The sequence below is a fragment of the Sutcliffiella horikoshii genome (genome assembly GCF_020524325.1).
Taxonomy (GTDB): domain Bacteria; phylum Bacillota; class Bacilli; order Bacillales; family Bacillaceae_I; genus Sutcliffiella_A; species Sutcliffiella_A horikoshii_D.
The window spans coordinates 1-17,907 of record NZ_JAIVKY010000020.1 but is presented as its reverse complement, the minus strand read 5'-3'; the positions used below and the strand labels follow the sequence as shown (position 1 = coordinate 17,907).

The window sequence follows — 17,907 nt, the reverse complement described above, 5'->3', positions numbered from 1 at the left end:
GGGCTTCGTCCAAAATTGGCCACAAGTGATGAACCAATTATTAATCAATGATAATCTTAAGGGAAGAGCTGTTAAGTACCTCGATTAAGAAAACTTACACAGTTTATTTGACACACCCTATTTTCCTCTCCTTTTACTTCAAAATCAATAAAAAAACAAAAGTCCAAAACCCTAATTTGCTAAAACCCTTTCAAAATATACTTCTCCCCCCTCCTTGAGTTGTTTCGTTCATCCCTATGAGTTACATAAATTACATTGACGTTCATGCGGAAACGATAGTATAGTAGAGTGTAAATGATAACGATTATCATTAGTGAACCGAAATAAACAGAGTAAGATACATAATGAACTTAAAAAGGGTGTGGAAGTATTGGTACGACGGTTTTTCTCGTATTACAAGCCATATAAGTGGCTGTTTATTTTGGATTTTTCCTGCGCCGTTTTGGTAGGGTTGCTCGAACTTGCCTTTCCGATTGCCGTGAACCAGGTAATTGATAGACTGTTGCCGCAAGAAAATTGGACCCTCATCGTCTGGGCATGCATCGGGCTGCTTGCAATCTATGCCATCAATACTGGACTCCATTATATTGTTACCTACTGGGGGCATATGCTCGGGATCAATATTGAAACAGACATGCGCAGAAAGTTATTTCAGCACATGCAGAAGCTTTCTTTTGGCTATTACGACAACAATAAAACAGGGCACTCCATATCAAGACTCACCAAGGACTTAGAAGAAATCGGAGAAGTTGCCCACCACGGACCTGAGGATGTCTTTGTCGCATTGATGACCCTTATAGGGGCGTTTTTCATCATGCTATCCATCAACTGGAAGCTCGCCATTCTATCATTCTTGGTCATTCCACTGTTAATGATCCTTGCCATCCATTTTAATAAAAAGATGACACGCACGTTCCGCAGAATGTTCAGTGACGTGGCAGAAATTAATGCAAGAGTGGAAGACAGCATCGGAGGAATCCGTGTGGTACAGGCTTTTGCTAACGAAAAACATGAACAGAAGCAGTTTGCGGTGAACAATGAAAGCTACCGTTCTACGAAACTTGCATCTTATAAAATAATGGCGCAGAATGTCACGGCAAACTACATGCTGATGCGTCTTGTCACATTATTTACCCTGCTATTTGGGACGTTCTTCGTTATCCGCGGGGAGCTTAGCTACGGGGAATTCGTCGCATTCATCCTTCTGTCTAATATATTACTAGGACCAATTCAGAAAATAAATGCAGTAATCGAAAGTTATCCAAAGGGAATCGCAGGGTTCAAACGATACACAGAAATCATGGATACGGAACCTGATATTGCGGATGCGCCAGGGGCAGTCCATGCGGATCTAGAAGGAGAGATTCATTATCGTAATGTTTCGTTCGGTTATGAAGGCAACGAGCGAGTATTGAAAAACATCAACCTCACTGTGAGAGCGGGTGAAACAGTGGCGATTGTCGGTCCATCAGGAGCCGGAAAAACAACGCTTTGCAGTCTTTTGCCACGGTTCTATGAACTAGAGGAAGGCAGCATTCTCATTGACGGCTTTGATACGCGCGAGTTGACGCTAGAATCCTTGCGAAGTCAAATTGGGATTGTGCAGCAAGATGTGTTTTTATTTTCCGGAACGATCCGAGAAAATATTGCATACGGCAAACTTGATGCCACAGACGAAGAAATCATGGAAGCGGCAAGACGTTCCCAGTTGGATGAATTCATTTCCACACAGCCACAGGGGCTTGATACCATCATTGGGGAACGCGGGGTGAAATTGTCCGGCGGTCAGAAGCAACGCCTTGCCATTTCACGGATCTTCCTGAAAAATCCACCAATCCTTATTTTAGATGAAGCGACGTCCGCACTCGATACCGAAACGGAACGAGCAATTCAGGAATCATTGACGGAGCTTTCCAAAGACCGGACCACGCTGGTCATCGCTCACCGTCTTGCCACCATTAAAAACGCAGACCGTATTATGGTCGTGACCAAAGATGGCATTGCAGAACAAGGCCGACATGAAGAATTGATTGAAGCAGAAGGAATTTACAGCAGACTGCATCATGCTCAATTCGGATAAGGTGTTAGGAAATTTTTGTAAGGGTGTTTCAACTGTTTCTACGGGGGAATGTATAGAGAAAAGAGCTATCATTTTTCCTAGGAGGAAACGACAATGAAAAAAACGATATTAGGTGTATATGATACAGAGATAAAAGCGAGAAATGTAGTGGAAGGATTGATTGTCCAAGGGTACCGGGCGGAAGAGATTGTCGTGGTGGCACTTGGTGATGAAATTGGATCCGACTACCCGACAGGAACAAGGGTGGAACACATCACATCAGAAGAAGACGATTCTGTGGTCGACAAACTCCTTTTGCCAGATGAAGCACAGGCACCAAAGGGAGTTGGCAATAAGCTCCTTGAACTAGGTCTCTCAGACCGAGATGCACCGATGTATGCAACAGATGTGGAAAATGGCAGGATCTTGGTGCTGACGAATGAAAAAGAGAGCCAGGAAGCACGTACGGTGGAGCCATGTGTGGGAGATCGTGAACAGCAAAGGTTGATGGAAGACACAGCTGTTAGGCAACTGGATTAAGTACAAGAATTGGAAACACGGGAGCGTCTTCATTCAGTGGAGGCGTTCCTTTTTTGTGTTTTTTGAGTATTTTGCGTTGGAAAAGAAGAGTAGTGATAGTTATCCTACTTATAGATGGAAGATGTTACGACGGAAACCACAGAAGTGGATACGTTATTGAAAAGGACATAGAAATAAACAATGAGCTTGATCGCATAGATGCAGAAATTGAGGACTGGATTGAACGGATGGAAAAGTTGAGAGAGGAAGAGTATGAGTAACCTTGCTAGCATAGGGTGTTTTGCCACTTTGGCACGAACTAGGGGTGTTTTGGCACGAACTAAGGTCATTTTGGCATCAACTTGGCTGGTTTCCGCACGAACTCGCCAAGTTTCGGCATGAACTCGGCCCAACATGGCATCAGCTCGAACCCTGCTCGGTTCAATCAACTCCCATTCAACAAGAAAAGCGACGAATCTCATGGGATTCGTCGCTTTCTTTCTGTTATTCTACAAATTTATCCGACTTATTGCCGTTATTTTTCAATAAAACCTTTAATCCGGACCCGATATCGGAAGCAAGGACATAGTTTCTGTCTACAAATACTCCCCAAATATCAGAACGCTCAGGAGTATATCTGCCAATTTCTGTCGGTTCACTTGGATCAGTAATATCAACAGCAATGACACCGCCAGCATAGTAGCTCAAGTAAAGTGTGTTGCCGTGAACTTTTGGATCGTGCACCGTTTTGGAGAAGGTCGCATAGGTAGGTGGCGCACCTTCTGGGATATCATAGGTCAAATCTGTTTTGAATTCGCTCAGTAACACAGGATTTGTTTTATCTTTAATATCGAAAATTCGAGTGTAACCGAAAGCTGCTTCGTATCCGCTCTTTAATGGCTGGTACACTTCGCGTGTTTCAATAAGTATTGTTCCGCCTTTTGCCAATGCAGCTGAATGGGCAGAACCTTGCTGATCCGCCGCGAAATCAGTGCGTCCGAGATATTCAGGGTTCTCTGGATCTTTTAAATCAAAAATGACCGTACCTAAATCCCACATGGAAACATAGGCATAGCGGCCGTTATCATCCGTAATGGCGCTGTGATTGAATACAGGGCGGGTCTTGCCATCAGGTGATTGCCAGTGATAGCCGTTAAAGTCTTCTGCTACTTCAGGAAGCTCCCGAGGGTCAAACTGCCAAAGAGTTGTCGGCTCAGCAGGATTCGATACATCGACCACCTGGAAATCACGAGACTCCCCATGGCTATAATAATCTGCATAAGGACTTGCAGCAAGCACCAATGCGCGGTTGCCTTGAGTGGTCAAATACAGTTCGTGCGTCCCTGTCGTCTGCTTCGTCACTTCCCAGAATCCAAGCTTCACAGGCTCCGCTGGATTTGTAACATCATATAAAAGGAAACCGCCTTTGGAATCCGGGTTATTACGGTTCAACTGCTGCACACTGACCACGGCAAGGTCACCCTTAAAGTCAGGAGTGCTAACGGATTTTACAATAACTTTTTCCTGCCATGTTCCAGGAATATCATTATGGGCAAATACGGATATTTCCTTAGGGTTGGCTGGATCTTTTAAATCAAACACCCTAACTCCACCATTTCCTCCGTTGCGTGTATGGGTGCCAACATAGGCATAGCCTTTATGTGAATATACATCTGCAAAAGTATTCTGTTTGCCATCTTCCCTAATCACGTTCATTCCAGGTGCAGCAACTTCCTTAAGATGCTTCAAGTTTTTGCTGCCATATAGCTGGGCTACAGCCAAGTCATCATACAGTGTCCGTTCCCCTTTTAACAAACCAGTTTCATCTAATCTGTCGTGGGCAAGAGCCATTGGGGCCATAGCAGAAAAGACAAGCATCCCTGCAATAGAAGTTTTTACGAGAAAGTTTTTCTTCAACCTTGTTCCTCCTAGCAAACTATTATTTCGGAATGCAAAAGGTATTCCGTAAATTAATAGTAAGGAAGAGAATGGCATTCATCAAATTCTTATAAGAATATTCAGATTTTTTAAAATGAATAGTTTTCCTCTTGATGACGGTTGTGGAGATTTTGATTAGTACTATTTTCGTGAAATAATGTCCACTTAGATGGCAGTGAGGATTCGTACATTTAATGGATTAAATGAAAAATAGTAAAAAAGTTCCTGTTTTTCGTTAAGGGATTTTTATATTGGAATTTCATTTTGAAACAGAAGATATTTTAAGGTAATATACAAAGTGGAAGAGTTAGTAGAATTAGCTCGATAAAACATATACGCAAGGAGAGTACTCATGACAAAAGTTTTAGTACTAGGACATAAAAACCCAGATACAGATTCCATCTGTTCAGCAATTGCTTATGCAGAGTTAAAAAAGCAATTAGGTATGGACGCAGAGCCAGTTCGCCTAGGCGAGTTGAATGGTGAAACAGAATATGCATTGAAAGAATTCAGCAGTGAAGTGCCACGTTTAGTGGAAACTGTTGCAAATGAAGTGAAGGAAGTCATCTTGGTTGACCACAACGAGCGCCAACAAAGCGTTAGTGATATCGATCAAGTTCGCGTTCTTGAAGTAATTGATCACCACCGTATCGCAAATTTTGAAACGGCAGATCCATTATACTACCGTGCAGAGCCTGTAGGTTGCACAGCGACAATCTTGAACAAGCTTTACAAGGAAAATGGAGTGGAAATCTCCAAGCCGGTTGCAGGTTTGATGCTTTCTGCTATCATTTCTGATTCTCTTTTGTTCAAATCCCCAACTTGCACAGAGCAAGATGTACAAGCTGCAAAAGAACTTGCTGAAATCGCAGGTGTGAATGCAGAAGAGTACGGCTTAGCGATGTTAAAAGCGGGAGCGGACATTAGCGACAAAACAGTAGAACAGCTTATCTCTCTTGACGCGAAAGAATTCCAAATGGGCGACTACAAAGTGGAAATCGCACAAGTAAACACGGTTGACACTAACGACGTTCTTGCAAAACAAGCAGAGTTAGAAGCAGTAATCACTGCGAAAGTTGCGGACAAGAACTTAGATTTATTCTTACTTGTTGTGACAGATATCTTGGAGAATGATTCTGTTGCACTTGCACTAGGATCTCAAGCTCCGGTTGTGGAGAAAGCGTACAACGTGACCCTTGAGAACAACACAGCTTTATTAAAAGGTGTGGTATCCCGTAAGAAGCAGGTTGTCCCTGTGTTGACGGACGCTTTAACAAAATAATACGTATCTTCGGATAGATGTACGCATGGATTGATTCTTTTGGTGAGTTGGTCCATGCGTTTTTTAGTTTTTTGGGGAAAATGAAAGGTTTTTCAGGTGATTTTTATGTGTTTTTAGATGCTTTTAAACCGTTCGGTCAATTAAGTGGCTGCTTCGGACAATTTCAGCAGCTTTTTGGCTATGTTTCGGGCAATTTCACAGTCGGGTTCGGTCAACATTTCGAGACGTTCGGTCATTTGAAAATTTCGTTTAGTCAAATTCCTGAATCTTTGGACACTTTTGTAAAAACTTCGGTCAAAAACTGAAAATCTTCGGACATTTGTCCAAAAGGGAAGTGAGATGATCTCTCAGGCCCCTCGTTCCCACGTAAAAGTTTCCCCAAAAGTGATCCATATCCCCACCTAAAACGTTAGGTTCCTAAAGAACCTAAACCTAACACAAACCCACCATAAACATACCAACATTTTAAAGTATAAAAGGATAGTGTTATATATATAGATAGATATATTCGATAAAGAGAGAAGAGGGTCGTCCATGGTAAAGACAAGGTTACTGGTATTATCATTAATAATCGTACTTTTAATAGCAGCTGGCTGCTCGAACACGAACTCAAACAACAACGACAGCGCCGGCCAACAACTAAAAGAAAAAGACTGGAGCGAAATCACCGAGCTTGCCGACGGCTCCAAGGTCCGCATTTTTATGTGGGGCGGAGATGAGGGAATTAACCGCTATATGGATGAATGGGTCGCACCAAAATTAAAAGAAACCCACAACATCGAGCTAGAACGAGTGCCGATGGACACCAACGAAATCCTCCAAAAATTGTCCACGGAAAAGCGTGCAAATAAAGTAGACGGGACCATCGACATCATTTGGATTAACGGGGAAAACTTCAAGAATGCCAAGGAATTTGAACTGCTTTATGGACCTTTCAGTGAAAACCTGCCAAACTATCAGGACTATGTCGACACAGAAAGTCTGGACGTCCAATACGATTTTGGTACAGAGGTAGAAGGGCTGGAGGCTCCATGGGGGAAAGTGCAATTTGTTTTCCAATATGATGAAGAAAAAATCCAGACCCCACCTGCCAACTTTGATGAGCTGAAAGAATGGATAAAAGAAAATCCAGGAAAGTTCACATACCCTGAGGTAAATGATTTTACAGGAAATGCGTTCCTAAGACATGTCCTGTACGATGCGGTGGGCGGACCGGAGAAATTATTAGAGAACGGTTACGATGAAGAGATTTTAACAGAACACGAAGAAGACCTATGGAGCTATCTCCGTGAAATACAACCTTCCCTTTGGAGAAACGGGGAAACCTATCCAGCCACGCTGACGGATCTTGACCGCCTATACAGCCAAGGAGAAGTGTGGATGACGATGGGGTATAACGAAGCGAGGGCGGAAAGTCTTATCAAGGACGGTGTATTCCCGGAAAGCACGAAATCCTTTGTGCTGGAATCAGGTTCTATCGGTAACACGCACTTCCTGGCCATCCCGTTTAACAGTCCAAATAAAGCAGGTGCCATGGTCGCGATTGATTACTTGATGTCCCCAGATGCACAGCTCGCCAAATACGAGTCGACCTATTGGGGAGAAAATATGGCGCTTGATCCGACAAAGCTGCCAGAGGACGCACAGAAAAAGCTGGCTGATATGGATCGTGGAGCTTCTGTGCTGCCACCGGAAAAATTGAGTGAAAGCCTGTTACCGGAAGTGGATGCAGAGTATGTGAATTGGTTGAAGGAGCATTGGGTCAATGAAGTGGTTCAAAAGCAATAGCTGGAGTCTTGCACTCCTTCCAGCTTTACTTTTTACATTCTGCCTTGTCGTTTATGGGATATTTATGGCGGCACAGGAGAGCGTGACAACCTTGAACGGCTTTTCCTTGGATGCCTATATAAAAATATTCGAGAACGAGGCTTTCCTGGATTCGTTAAAATACAGTCTAAGGATTGCCTTTGTTTCAACAATACTGTCTCTTTTCTTGGGGCTATTACTAACAAAATTTCTATATGAAACCTTAAAGAATCATTTGGCTCGGACAATGGTTTGGCTGCCAATGCTATTCCCTCACTTTGTTTGGGGATATATGATGATCCTGCTCTTCTCGCAGACGGGTTGGTTTTCCACTATGTTGCACGCCTTGTCCATTTTAGATAGTCCGGATCAGTTTCCGGTACTGACGAATGACCGCTATGGAATTGGTATCATTCTCACGTACACGTTAAAAGAAATTCCCTTTGTCGTGTTAATGCTGTTGCCTGTATATGCACAGCTCAACCGGGATCTGCCAAATGTGGTAAAGACTCTTGGCGGCAACAAGTGGCATGTGTTTAAAACGGTGGAGTGGCCATGGTTGTTTCCGGTACTGATGGAAGCGGGGCTGATTGTCTTTGCCTTTATTTTGGCGGCTTTTGAAGTGCCGTTTTTACTTGGGACGACATATCCGAAAATGGTATCGGTCCTTGCGTATGAATGGTTTTATCAGGGAGATTGGAGCAAGAGACCGGAATCATTTGCTGTGATGATGACAGTGACAGCCATAATTTTCGGCCTGCTCGTTCTTCTGTTGAGTTTAGTCTCAAGATCACGGTATCGGTTGATGAAAGGAAACGGGATGTAGGATGAGAAAGAATAGAAACTGGAGCATTTCGTATATCATTTTTGCGTTTATTCTCTTTTTTCCTGTCCTGCTATTGCTGGTAAAAAGTGTATCGTATGCTTGGCGGTGGGGAGAAATCATTCCAACATCAATCTCTGCCAGAGGCTTTACCGTCCTACTGAGTGATTCGCGCTTTTATTCGGCGGTTGGAATGACACTTTTAATCGGGGTTATTGTTATTCTTCTAAATCTGTTCATCGCTGTACCGGCTGCAAGGGCACTAGCTTTTCACACTTTCAGGGGAAAACCGCTCATTGAAGTGGTGCTTCTTCTCCCTATCCTCATTCCCAGCCTCGCGGTTGCGATGGGTATACATATCACCATGATACGACTAGGTTTGGCGGACCAATGGCTTGGTGTGGTGTTGGTTCACCTCATCCCAACAGTACCTTATTCTATAAAAATTTTAAGGTCTGGTTTTGAAAGGCTGGGGCAGAAATGGGAGGAACAAGCGAGTTCCCTTGGAGGCACCAAGCTGGCAATCCTTTATAAAATTTACTTGCCGCAGTTACTGCCAAGCTTTCGAAGCATGGTGTTTTTAATTTTTGTGATTTCCCTAAGTCAATACGCGCTAACCTCCATCATTGGTGGTGGCAATGTTTTGACGTTGGCTATGCTATATTTTCCGTTCCTGTCGTCAGTGGACGAAGCAGTCATTGCCAGTTTTTCGATAGTGTTCGCACTGCTTCCTATTTGTGTGATGATCGGGTTTGAACTAGTGTTTCGACTGGTGATTCCTTATCAGAAAAGGGTGTTTTTAGATTGAATGAAAAAATAGTAATAGAAAAAATCTCGAAGAATTATGGAGATAAATGCATCATTAGTAATATGGATTTGACGATTGATCAAGGAGAAATTATCAGTGTGGTCGGCCCTTCAGGAAGCGGAAAATCGACTTTGTTGAAGTGCCTTGCTGGACTTGAACCCGTTTCAACGGGAACCATTAAAATAGGGGAAAAGGATATCACTTCGATGCAGGCCAATCAGCGGCCGATTGTCATGATGTTTCAACAACCTCTTTTGTTTCCCCATATGACCGTCTTGGAAAATGTCATGATAGGTTTATCTTTTAAAAGAAAAGGGACAAAAGCTGAGCGAAAAGAGCAGGCTACTAATTTTCTAATGAAAGTCGGACTTGATGGATATGGAAAGAATTATCCTTATGAACTTTCAGGAGGGCAGCAGCAAAGGGTGGCACTTGCCCGCGCATTGATAACAAATCCACAACTTATGTTATTGGATGAGCCGTTTAGCAGCATTGATAATGAAAAAAGGGACGAGTTAAGGTTATGGGTGAGAAATTTATTGAAAGAAGAAGGTATTGCAAGCCTTTTTATCACTCATGATATAGAAGAAGCGATGCTGATGGGAGATAGGGTTGTCGTATTTGCCGAGCAAAAAGTCCAGCAGGTTGGCATGCCGATGGACGTGTATGAAGAGCCGGCAACACCATTTGTGGCAAAATTCTATTCCGATGGTCTTTTAATTGGAAAGGATTCCTTTGTTCATTCGAAAAAATTAACCTTAGTGGAAAAACTGTCAGAGGACTGCTATCAATCCTATGCAGGTAAAGTAGTACAGAAAAAAGTAAAACACGGCAGTCTTTTTTATGATATTCAGATAGAAGCCCTTCATCAAAAAATCACACTACCTTCGCAGGAAAACATAGAACTAGCCCAACAAGTATGGGTAACGGTGAAGGCAGAACAAGATATAGTACATTTTAAAAATTCGTTATAAAAGGAAGGTTCTTATGCTTGATACGCATGCCCGAAAGTATGTACAACCATTGATATCAAATACGGCGGAGCAATTGTTGAAGTTCGGATTAACACCAAACCAGGTGACTGTCATTTCTTTTTGTATCGGCGTGTCATCCGGAGTTTTTTTCTATTTTGGTCTGCCTATCATAGCAGTACTGGTTCTGTGGATTTCGGGCTTTCTTGATGCGGTTGATGGCACCATGGCCCGCAAAACGAAGTCCTCTCCATGGGGAACGGTGATGGACGTCACGTTTGATCGGTTGGTTGAGATCAGTGTCATCCTCGGAGTGGCATTTGTCTATCCGGAAATTCAGTGGGCGTTGTTATTGTTGAGTGTTTCTATTATTTTTTCTATAACGGTCTTCTTAACGGTCGGTGCGGTTTCTGAAAAGCAGGGAATGAAGTCCTTCTATTACCAGGCCGGACTTGCGGAACGAACAGAAGGCTTTATTTTACTGTCCCTCATGATGCTACTGCCCGCAATTGTCCTATGGACCACCCTGATCTTCTTGGCAGTAGAAATAATAACCGGCCTCCAACGTTTCTTCGAAGCAAAAAGGATTTTGCAGTAGCATAGATATCCTAGCTGTTGATTGGAGCAAAAGGCGAAGACTCCTGAGGGAGATAGCGCTAGGTGGAGACCCCGCAGGCGCAGCCGAGGAGGCTCCAGCAGTGCCCCTAGGAAAGCGAAGCCATTTGCGGAAATCAACAGCGGCTTCAAAGTAATCTCCCCACAAAAAAAGCTGGGAAGTTTCAGTGACAACACTGATTCTTTCCAGCTTTTTTCTTTCTTTTATATACCTAAGGCCTTCTGCGGCCAGCGAATAAGTTAAAGACTAAAGCGATTAGTGCTAAAACAAGGATAATGTGAATCAGGTTCCCTGCGATATCAAAAGAGAATCCAAGTAACCATAGAATAAGTAAGACTGCAAAGATTGTCCATAACATAGTGAAATGCCTCCTAAACATCTGACGTAGTAGCTGTAAGTTAGGTATACCCTACAGCCACTCCTCTTACTCCTACTAATAATTGGCTATTCGTTACCTGACGCCACGTCTTCTTCCGAATAGGTTAAATACGATAGCTAATACTGCAAGAACTAAAAGGATGTGAATAAGTCCCCCGCCAATTTCCATTGCGAACCCAAGTAACCAAAGAACTAAAAGTACAACAAAGATTGTCCATAACATGTGGTTTTCCTCCTAATATAGTTTTGTTATTTTTTTCAACGTCTACACAGAAGGTAATTCCCTAGCGAGAAAAATGTTAAACCAATATTCTTTTTAATTGTTGGAGAAGAGTTGATTTAGTACAAAAGTTGGAAAAAGAGTTTGTTCCAAAAATTAGGTTTTAAATTATGTAGAAGTGGAATGGAGTAACTAGTGACGAGCTATCAGATGTCACAAATTGAAGTGGGAGGTGATGTTGATTATGAATCAGACAACCATGAAAGGTAAGTGGAACCAGATGAAAGGTGACGCCAAGAAGAAATGGGGAAATCTCACGGATGATGATCTTCAACAAATTGAAGGAGATCGTGATAAGCTGGTAGGCAAAATTCAGGAACGCCACGGGAAGTCAAGAGAAGAGGCGGAACGTGAAGTAGACGGTTGGATGTAGGTCAGTACTTAAGTATCTTTTAAAAATTACTTAAAGGAGAGGATTTAAGATGGCTAACAACAATAACAATAGTAACAACTCTAACAGCTCCACAATGACATACGAGGAGCGCGGACGCAAGGGCGGAGAGAAGACAAAGCAGGAGCATGGTCAGGAGCATTTCGAGGAAATCGGCCAAAAGGGCGGTAACAAGACGCTGAACGAGCATGGCAAAGAGCACTTCGAAGAAATCGGCCAAAAAGGCGGAAACAACTCGAACTAAAAGGTGTCACAACCATAGATAAGAACCATAAGGGCAGCCGAAAAAACAAAGGCTGCTCTTTATCATTTGGAAATAGATTTTCAGCTGGGGATTGAGCAAATGGCGAAGACTCCTGCGGGGGAGGAGCGACAATGTTGAGTCCCCTGAAGCGTTGTGAGGAGGCTCAAGGTCGCCCAGAGGGAAAGCGAGCCATTTGCGGAAAGTAACAGCGTCGTGTCTAACAAACCCAAAAAGGAGTGGAGAAAATGAGTGAAGAACGATTTTATTCCGTACAAACAGAAGGCCAACCACCACAAGAACAAGGAAAACAACCTGGTGACGAAAACGAAATGATTCCAGAACCAATCTGCGACAACCCTGATTATAAGGGAAGCGGCAAACTAAAAGGGAAAAATGCCATCATCACAGGCGGTGACAGCGGAATTGGCCGGGCGGTTGCTATTGCCTATGCAAAAGAAGGCGCCAACATCAGTATTGTCTACCTTGATGAACATGAAGATGCAAAAAAGACAAAACAAATGGTCGAACAATATGGCGCCAAATGTTTGGTCTATTCCGGTGATATCGGTCAAAAGGACTTTTGTACAGATGTAGTCAAACAAACAGCAGAAGAATTGGGAGGATTACATATTCTCGTGAACAATGCTGCTGAACAGCATGTACAGGAGAAGATTGAGGACATCTCCGAAGAGCAGTTGTTGCGTACGTTCCAGACAAATATCTTCTCCTACTTTTATTTTATCCAAGCTGCCATGCCATATCTGGATAAAGGAAGCTCCATTATAAACACTGCTTCAGTGGTGGCCTATAAAGGAATGCCTGTATTGATGGATTATTCAGCAACCAAAGGAGCAATTGTAGCGTTGACGCGTTCCTTGTCAGAAAATATTGTGGGGAGCGGAATCAGGGTGAACGGTGTAGCACCTGGACCAATCTGGACGCCGCTCATTCCGGCATCCTTTGACGGAGAACAGGTGGAGGAATTCGGTACTGATTCTCCGATGGGGCGACCGGGCCAACCTGCTGAATTGGCTCCGGCCTATGTTTATTTGGCATCGGAGGATTCCTCTTATGTATCCGGACAAATGATGCACATTAACGGCGGAACGGTTGTGAATGGATAATAATATGCATTTTCAGGGACAGTGCAAACTGTCCCTCTTTTACGTGGCTGAAAAAAGGATTTCCTCAGAATTTGTAGAAATTTAAGGGAAGGAAAGGAGTGGGGAAATCCATGAGCCTGCAAACGTATATTTATTTACTAAGGTTGCCTGAAAGGTTATATGACCCGGAGCGTTGGACAGAGGAGGAAAAGACCATCGTATCTCGGCACTTCACCTACTTAAAGAAGAATGTGGAAAAAGGGGTAGTTGTACTCGCTGGAAGAACTGAACAGACGGATGAAACCGGATTTGGAATCGTCATATTTTTGGCCAGAAACGAAGCGGAAGCAGAGAGGTTTATGAATAACGACCCTGCGGTATCAAGCGAAATTATGACAGCGGAATTGTCTCCTTACCGCCTTGCGTTAATGAATGAAAAGTTCTCTATAGGTGTTTAATAAAAGGACAGTGGCACGTAATGTACCACTGTCCTTGATTATTATCTCTGCTTACACGCCGGCAAACTGCTGACTTTCTGTTTCAAAGGCATTTTCTTCAATTTCAAATCCAAGGTCCTGGATCATTTGGTGATCTTGATTGGACGCCTGTCCGCTGGTGGTCAAGTAATCTCCAACAAAGATGGAGTTTGCCATGTAAAGCCCCATGCTTTGAAGCGTGCGTAGATTGTATTCTCGACCTCCTGAAATCCGGATTTCTTTTGTTGGATTGACAAAACGGAACATCGCAAGGATCTTCAAGCATTTTAATGGAGTCAAATCATCCATACCTGCAAGTTTTGTTCCTTCTATTGGATGCAGGAAATTGACTGGGATGGAGTCGGCATCTAATTCTTTCAATGAAAATGCCATTTCTACAATATCCTCAAGCGTCTCACCCATTCCGCAAATCACACCAGAACAAGGAGAGATTCCTGCATTTTTCAATGTTTCTAATGTGCGGATGCGGTCCTCATAATCATGTGTCGTAGTGATCTCGCTGTGGTGACCTTTACTTGTATTAATATTATGGTTAAAGCGGTCTACGCCGGCTTCCTTCAAGAGTTTCGCTTGCGCGTCGTTTACAAGACCCAAACAGGCGCAAATCTTCATGTTATCTACATCTTTTTTGATATCTTGAACAGCCTGTACCACAGTGTCGACGTCTCGATTTGTAGGCTTTCGGCCACTCATGACGATGCAGTAGGTGCCGATTTTATTTTTCTTCGCTTCTTTCGCACCGTCGACGATGATTTTTTTGCTGACAAGCGGATAACTGTCAATTTCTGTGTCGGCTTTCATGGACTGGGAGCAGTAGCCGCAATCTTCTGGGCATAAGCCGCTTTTGGCGTTAATGATCAGGTTCAGTTTTACTTTTTTTCCGTAGTAGTGTTTGCGGATATGAAAGGCTGATTGGATGATTTCTAACACGTTGTCGTCATCTTCGTTTAAAATTTGTAAGGCTTCCTCTGGTGTTATGTGATAACCCTCTACCACTTTTTCTGCAAGCTGTTTCCAAGTCAAAGTAATCACTCCTACTGAGTTTTTGGATGAACTGTTGATTTCCGTTCCAGGCGCTTCGCTTTCCGCGGGCGGTCCGGGAGCCTCTTCCCAACGCTTGTGGCCACTGAAAAAGTCTTTGAATTTAGATTTTGTTAAGACACCGCTATTGATTTCCGCAAATGGCTTCGCTTTCCACGGGGCGACCTTGAGCCTCCTCGGGCTATGCCCTGCGGGGTCTCAACAATGTCGCTACTCCCCTGTAGGAGTCTTCGCTTTTTGCTCCAATCAACAGCTATAAATTACCCATAAGATAGGTTATTGGGTTTTTCAGTGGCCTCCAACGCTTCAGGGGTCTCCCCTGTCCCTTCCACTACAATCAACAATGTTACTGTTTAATTTATATGTAAACTAACTAACAACAAAAGTTTACATATAAAAATGCTAGCTGACAAGGAAAAGTAGTAAATCTGATGGAAAATTGCAAATTGTTTTGTAAGCGGTTATAATTATTTTTCCGGCAAAAAAGAACAGAAAACCGTTGCGTACTTTGAAAAGGTTCCTTAAGGGATAGTTACCATGAATGGAGAGAAACTCTAGTTCATGGTTTTTTGCGTCTCTACAAAAACCTCGGGAGTGTGAAGAGTTTGGCAGAAATGAAGAAAAGACACCCTGATTTTGATCAGGAAGTGGAACGGCTTATCTTTACCAAAAAATATATGGACATTGTCATCAAAGCAACAGAGTTGGATGAGGAATCGTTTAAATCTAGTTTTAAAGAAGCGTTGGATGGAACTGATTTTTCAGACAGTAGTTTAAGTTATTTGAACATGCTTACCAATGCGAACATGCTCCAGCGATCGACAGAAGAGATCCGCAGCCTCAAGAAAATCTACCATAAGCCCTACTTTGCCAGGATTGACTACAAACGGGCCGGCAAGGAAGAAGAGGAGGTCCTTTATTTTGGAAAGGCCTCATTATTTGATCGAGAAACCCAAGACCCGATCATTGTTGATTGGCGCTCTCCGATAGCCAACCTTTACTATGACGGCAGACTTGGAGAAGTGGAGTACGAGGCGGAAGGGGAAACGTATGACGGCTACCTCTCCTTAAAACGTCAATACATTATGGAAGACGGCGAACTCCAAGACATAAGAGATGTTGATTTGACAACGACGGACGAGCTATTACAAGAATCGCTCTCCGGCAGTTCCAGCAACCGACTTACCGATATTGTTTCAACGATTCAAGAGGAGCAGAACCGAATCATCCGCGCCGACTTAAATAAACCGATTATTGTGCAAGGAGCGGCAGGAAGCGGAAAGACGACCATTGCGCTTCATAGAATTTCTTATTTTATCTACACCTACCAGGATCAATTCCGACCGGAACAACTGATGATCCTCGCACCGAACAATCTATTCATCGACTATATTTCTGAAGTGCTCCCAGAGCTTGGAGTGGACCGGATTTTACAGACGACTTTTATTGATTTTGTCTTAAGCTGCATCGGCAAAAAAGTGAAATTGCGACCTCCGTCCGAGAAATTGATGGGCTTCATTAACCATGAATATGAGGATCCTGAAATGGTCCAATGGCTCGCAAGCTTCAAAGGTTCGCTAGAATATAAGGACATCATGGACCGCTATTTATCTGATATCTTAGAAACACTCATTCCAACAGACGATTTCTACCTGACTTCTAAATTCAAACTCTACACCGCTGAAAAAATGGAAAACTTGATTCGCAACGAATATACCTACCTCCCGTATTATCGCCGAGTAGAAAAGGTGAAAAGTGTACTGCAAAACTATGTGCGTACGGAGAAAAAAGTACTCTTGCATAAAGTGGAGAGATTCTACGACAACAAGCTCGACAAAGCCCTATTCAACATGAACCTGGATCCTGCTAAACGAAAAAGCTATGTGACAAAAGCAATGGACAAAAAGGATGCCATGATAGAGGAGATAAAACGGGAATCCAGAACCGCCGTTAACGCCTTCATCCGCAAGCTTCCAAAGCACACTCTTTTTCATTATTTTAAAGAGCTGGTAACAGATCGGGCTACCTTTGCGAAGTATGCAAATGATTATTTGGATGACTACCAAATCAAGTATTTTGTGGACTATCAAGTGAAGTTACATAGGCAAAAGAAGTATGAACTGGAAGACTTGGCAGGGTTACTTTATTTGCAGCACCATTTGTACGGTATTGATAAGGACTTGCGTGCTCGAAATGTGGTCATTGATGAAGCGCAGGATTACAGCTATTTTCAGCTGGCTGCTTTAAAAAGTGCGTTGGAAACTGATGTGTTTACCATCGTGGGAGACTTGGCGCAAGGTATCCATTCTTATCGTGGCATTCAGGATTGGAACAAGGTGAAGGAAGCTATTTTCCCGAGGGCTGCTTACACCACGTTGCAAAAAAGTTATCGTACAACAGTGGAAATCATGGAAACGGCCAATGACATATTAAAGCTATTGCCTTTTGAACTGCCGAAAGTGGAGCCTGTGGTGAGGCATGGTGCGAAACCAGCCTTCCATAAATGGTCTACATCTGGTGGTGCAGTTGAAAAGGCAGGCATGTTAGAGGCTGAAATAGAAAAGTTATATAAAGATGGTCGAAAAACAATTGCGGTGATCGGAAAAACCGAGAAGGAATGTAAGAAAATCGAGGGGATGCTTCGCAAGTACACAGACCTAAAGGTGCAATTGCTCTTGGAAAATGAGGAAATCAACCAAGAGGATGTCGTTATCGTTCATGCCCAGTTGGCCAAGGGACTGGAGTTTGACGCTGTGCTGTTGTGTACGCTTGATGAGGTGTTCACCAAAACCGAAATTGACGTAAAGCTGTTATATGTGGCGATGACAAGACCACTGCATCATTTAAGCTTTTACGGAAATGAGGAAAGTGACTTTTTGCTTGGGAGTGTATCCGACGGGAAGATTTTATTATAAAAATAAAAGAGATGAGACAGAGCCTGCTTAGTAGAGGCTCTGTTTTTATTAAGATAAGAAAACTTATAATCCTGTTGATTTCCGTTCCAGGCGCTTCGCTTGCCTGCGGGCGGTCCGTGAGCCTCCTGATATGAACGAAACTGTCAAGGCCCCCACTCTTCTAGGTGTTTTTGTTTTGTTTTTGTGCAACTCTAAGAAGAGAAGCCGATTCTACTTCTTTTTCTTTTAAGCGTTTG

General features: G+C 43.1%; 18 protein-coding genes. 13 read left to right on the top strand and 5 right to left on the bottom strand.

Annotated features, from left to right (window positions below):
* The first annotated feature begins 370 nt into the window (after positions 1-370).
* Both LC091_RS20170 and LC091_RS20165 read left to right on the top strand, forming a co-directional pair.
* On the top strand, positions 371-2,080 hold the full coding sequence (locus LC091_RS20170; RefSeq protein WP_226683806.1) for an ABC transporter ATP-binding protein: 1,710 nt from the start codon (positions 371-373) through the stop codon (positions 2,078-2,080).
* Positions 2,081-2,173: 93 nt separating this feature from the next.
* Positions 2,174-2,599 (top strand): general stress protein, encoded by a 426-nt coding sequence (locus LC091_RS20165; protein WP_226683805.1) that lies wholly within the window; start codon positions 2,174-2,176, stop codon positions 2,597-2,599.
* A 104-nt stretch (positions 2,600-2,703) separates the two neighbouring features.
* Here the strand turns inward: LC091_RS20165 and LC091_RS20160 are convergent, their stop codons facing one another.
* A complete protein-coding gene (locus LC091_RS20160; RefSeq protein WP_226683804.1) occupies positions 2,704-3,060 on the bottom strand; it encodes a hypothetical protein in 357 nt (118 codons plus the stop codon).
* Between the two features lie 22 nt (positions 3,061-3,082).
* Positions 3,083-4,495 (bottom strand): LVIVD repeat-containing protein, encoded by a 1,413-nt coding sequence (locus LC091_RS20155; protein WP_226683803.1) that lies wholly within the window; start codon positions 4,493-4,495, stop codon positions 3,083-3,085.
* A 373-nt stretch (positions 4,496-4,868) separates the two neighbouring features.
* Between LC091_RS20155 and LC091_RS20150 the strand changes: the two genes are divergently transcribed.
* The 6 genes from LC091_RS20150 (at position 4,869) to LC091_RS20125 (ending at position 10,804) form a co-directional block, all read left to right on the top strand.
* Entirely contained in the window at positions 4,869-5,798 is a 930-nt protein-coding gene (locus LC091_RS20150; protein WP_226683802.1) for a manganese-dependent inorganic pyrophosphatase, read from the top strand.
* Between the two features lie 534 nt (positions 5,799-6,332).
* The gene (locus tag LC091_RS20145) at positions 6,333-7,586 is read left to right on the top strand and encodes an ABC transporter substrate-binding protein (protein WP_226683801.1); all 1,254 of its coding nucleotides are present in this window, start codon (positions 6,333-6,335) and stop codon (positions 7,584-7,586) included.
* Positions 7,564-8,430, top strand: coding sequence for an ABC transporter permease (locus LC091_RS20140; protein WP_226683800.1), 867 nt, complete (start codon positions 7,564-7,566; stop codon positions 8,428-8,430). Before LC091_RS20145 ends, LC091_RS20140 begins: the two co-directional genes overlap by 23 nt.
* Before the next feature lies 1 nt (position 8,431).
* The gene (locus LC091_RS20135) at positions 8,432-9,235 is read left to right on the top strand and encodes an ABC transporter permease (RefSeq protein WP_226683799.1); all 804 of its coding nucleotides are present in this window, start codon (positions 8,432-8,434) and stop codon (positions 9,233-9,235) included.
* Entirely contained in the window at positions 9,232-10,209 is a 978-nt protein-coding gene (locus tag LC091_RS20130; RefSeq protein ID WP_226683798.1) for an ABC transporter ATP-binding protein, read from the top strand. The genes LC091_RS20135 and LC091_RS20130 overlap by 4 nt, the downstream gene beginning before the upstream one ends.
* Before the next feature lie 13 nt (positions 10,210-10,222).
* Positions 10,223-10,804, top strand: a complete 582-nt coding sequence (locus tag LC091_RS20125; RefSeq protein WP_226683797.1) for a CDP-alcohol phosphatidyltransferase family protein — start codon at positions 10,223-10,225, stop codon at positions 10,802-10,804.
* A gap of 229 nt (positions 10,805-11,033) precedes the next feature.
* On the opposite strand, the gene LC091_RS20120 is transcribed toward LC091_RS20125, so the two are convergent.
* On the bottom strand, positions 11,034-11,180 hold the full coding sequence (locus LC091_RS20120) for a lmo0937 family membrane protein (RefSeq protein ID WP_010195114.1): 147 nt from the start codon (positions 11,178-11,180) through the stop codon (positions 11,034-11,036).
* 93 nt (positions 11,181-11,273) lie between these two features.
* Entirely contained in the window at positions 11,274-11,423 is a 150-nt protein-coding gene (locus LC091_RS20115) for a lmo0937 family membrane protein (RefSeq protein WP_148989869.1), read from the bottom strand.
* Between the two features lie 241 nt (positions 11,424-11,664).
* Here LC091_RS20115 and LC091_RS20110 point away from each other — a divergent pair, with 241 nt between their 5' ends.
* From LC091_RS20110 to LC091_RS20095, 4 genes are all read left to right on the top strand, one after another.
* Entirely contained in the window at positions 11,665-11,853 is a 189-nt protein-coding gene (locus LC091_RS20110) for a CsbD family protein (RefSeq protein WP_060666147.1), read from the top strand.
* 49 nt (positions 11,854-11,902) lie between these two features.
* A complete protein-coding gene (locus LC091_RS20105) occupies positions 11,903-12,115 on the top strand; it encodes a stress-induced protein, KGG, repeat-containing protein (protein WP_226683796.1) in 213 nt (70 codons plus the stop codon).
* A 245-nt stretch (positions 12,116-12,360) separates the two neighbouring features.
* On the top strand, positions 12,361-13,239 hold the full coding sequence (locus tag LC091_RS20100) for an SDR family oxidoreductase (protein WP_226683795.1): 879 nt from the start codon (positions 12,361-12,363) through the stop codon (positions 13,237-13,239).
* A 98-nt stretch (positions 13,240-13,337) separates the two neighbouring features.
* The gene (locus LC091_RS20095) at positions 13,338-13,676 is read left to right on the top strand and encodes a YciI family protein (RefSeq protein ID WP_226683794.1); all 339 of its coding nucleotides are present in this window, start codon (positions 13,338-13,340) and stop codon (positions 13,674-13,676) included.
* Positions 13,677-13,727: 51 nt separating this feature from the next.
* Here LC091_RS20095 and bioB read toward each other — a convergent pair whose 3' ends face one another.
* On the bottom strand, positions 13,728-14,738 hold the full coding sequence (gene bioB, locus LC091_RS20090) for a biotin synthase BioB (RefSeq protein ID WP_226683793.1): 1,011 nt from the start codon (positions 14,736-14,738) through the stop codon (positions 13,728-13,730).
* A 632-nt stretch (positions 14,739-15,370) separates the two neighbouring features.
* On the opposite strand from bioB, the gene helD reads away from it, so the two are divergent.
* Positions 15,371-17,671 (top strand): RNA polymerase recycling motor HelD, encoded by a 2,301-nt coding sequence (gene helD, locus LC091_RS20085; protein ID WP_226683792.1) that lies wholly within the window; start codon positions 15,371-15,373, stop codon positions 17,669-17,671.
* Positions 17,672-17,907 lie beyond the last annotated feature (236 nt).

Excerpts from the sequence above, each read along its gene's own strand:
- LC091_RS20165 (WP_226683805.1), top strand. The coding sequence starts at position 2,174 with ATGAAAAAAACGATATTAGGTGTATATGATACAGAGATAAAAGCGAGA.
- LC091_RS20160 (WP_226683804.1), bottom strand. The coding sequence starts at position 3,060 with ATGAGATTCGTCGCTTTTCTTGTTGAATGGGAGTTGATTGAACCGAGC.
- LC091_RS20150 (WP_226683802.1), top strand. The coding sequence starts at position 4,869 with ATGACAAAAGTTTTAGTACTAGGACATAAAAACCCAGATACAGATTCC.
- LC091_RS20145 (WP_226683801.1), top strand. The coding sequence starts at position 6,333 with ATGGTAAAGACAAGGTTACTGGTATTATCATTAATAATCGTACTTTTA.
- LC091_RS20140 (WP_226683800.1), top strand. The coding sequence starts at position 7,564 with ATGAAGTGGTTCAAAAGCAATAGCTGGAGTCTTGCACTCCTTCCAGCT.
- LC091_RS20135 (WP_226683799.1), top strand. The coding sequence starts at position 8,432 with ATGAGAAAGAATAGAAACTGGAGCATTTCGTATATCATTTTTGCGTTT.
- LC091_RS20125 (WP_226683797.1), top strand. The coding sequence starts at position 10,223 with ATGCTTGATACGCATGCCCGAAAGTATGTACAACCATTGATATCAAAT.
- LC091_RS20120 (WP_010195114.1), bottom strand. The coding sequence starts at position 11,180 with ATGTTATGGACAATCTTTGCAGTCTTACTTATTCTATGGTTACTTGGA.
- LC091_RS20115 (WP_148989869.1), bottom strand. The coding sequence starts at position 11,423 with ATGTTATGGACAATCTTTGTTGTACTTTTAGTTCTTTGGTTACTTGGG.
- LC091_RS20110 (WP_060666147.1), top strand. The coding sequence starts at position 11,665 with ATGAATCAGACAACCATGAAAGGTAAGTGGAACCAGATGAAAGGTGAC.
- LC091_RS20105 (WP_226683796.1), top strand. The coding sequence starts at position 11,903 with ATGGCTAACAACAATAACAATAGTAACAACTCTAACAGCTCCACAATG.
- LC091_RS20100 (WP_226683795.1), top strand. The coding sequence starts at position 12,361 with ATGAGTGAAGAACGATTTTATTCCGTACAAACAGAAGGCCAACCACCA.
- helD (WP_226683792.1), top strand. The coding sequence starts at position 15,371 with ATGAAGAAAAGACACCCTGATTTTGATCAGGAAGTGGAACGGCTTATC.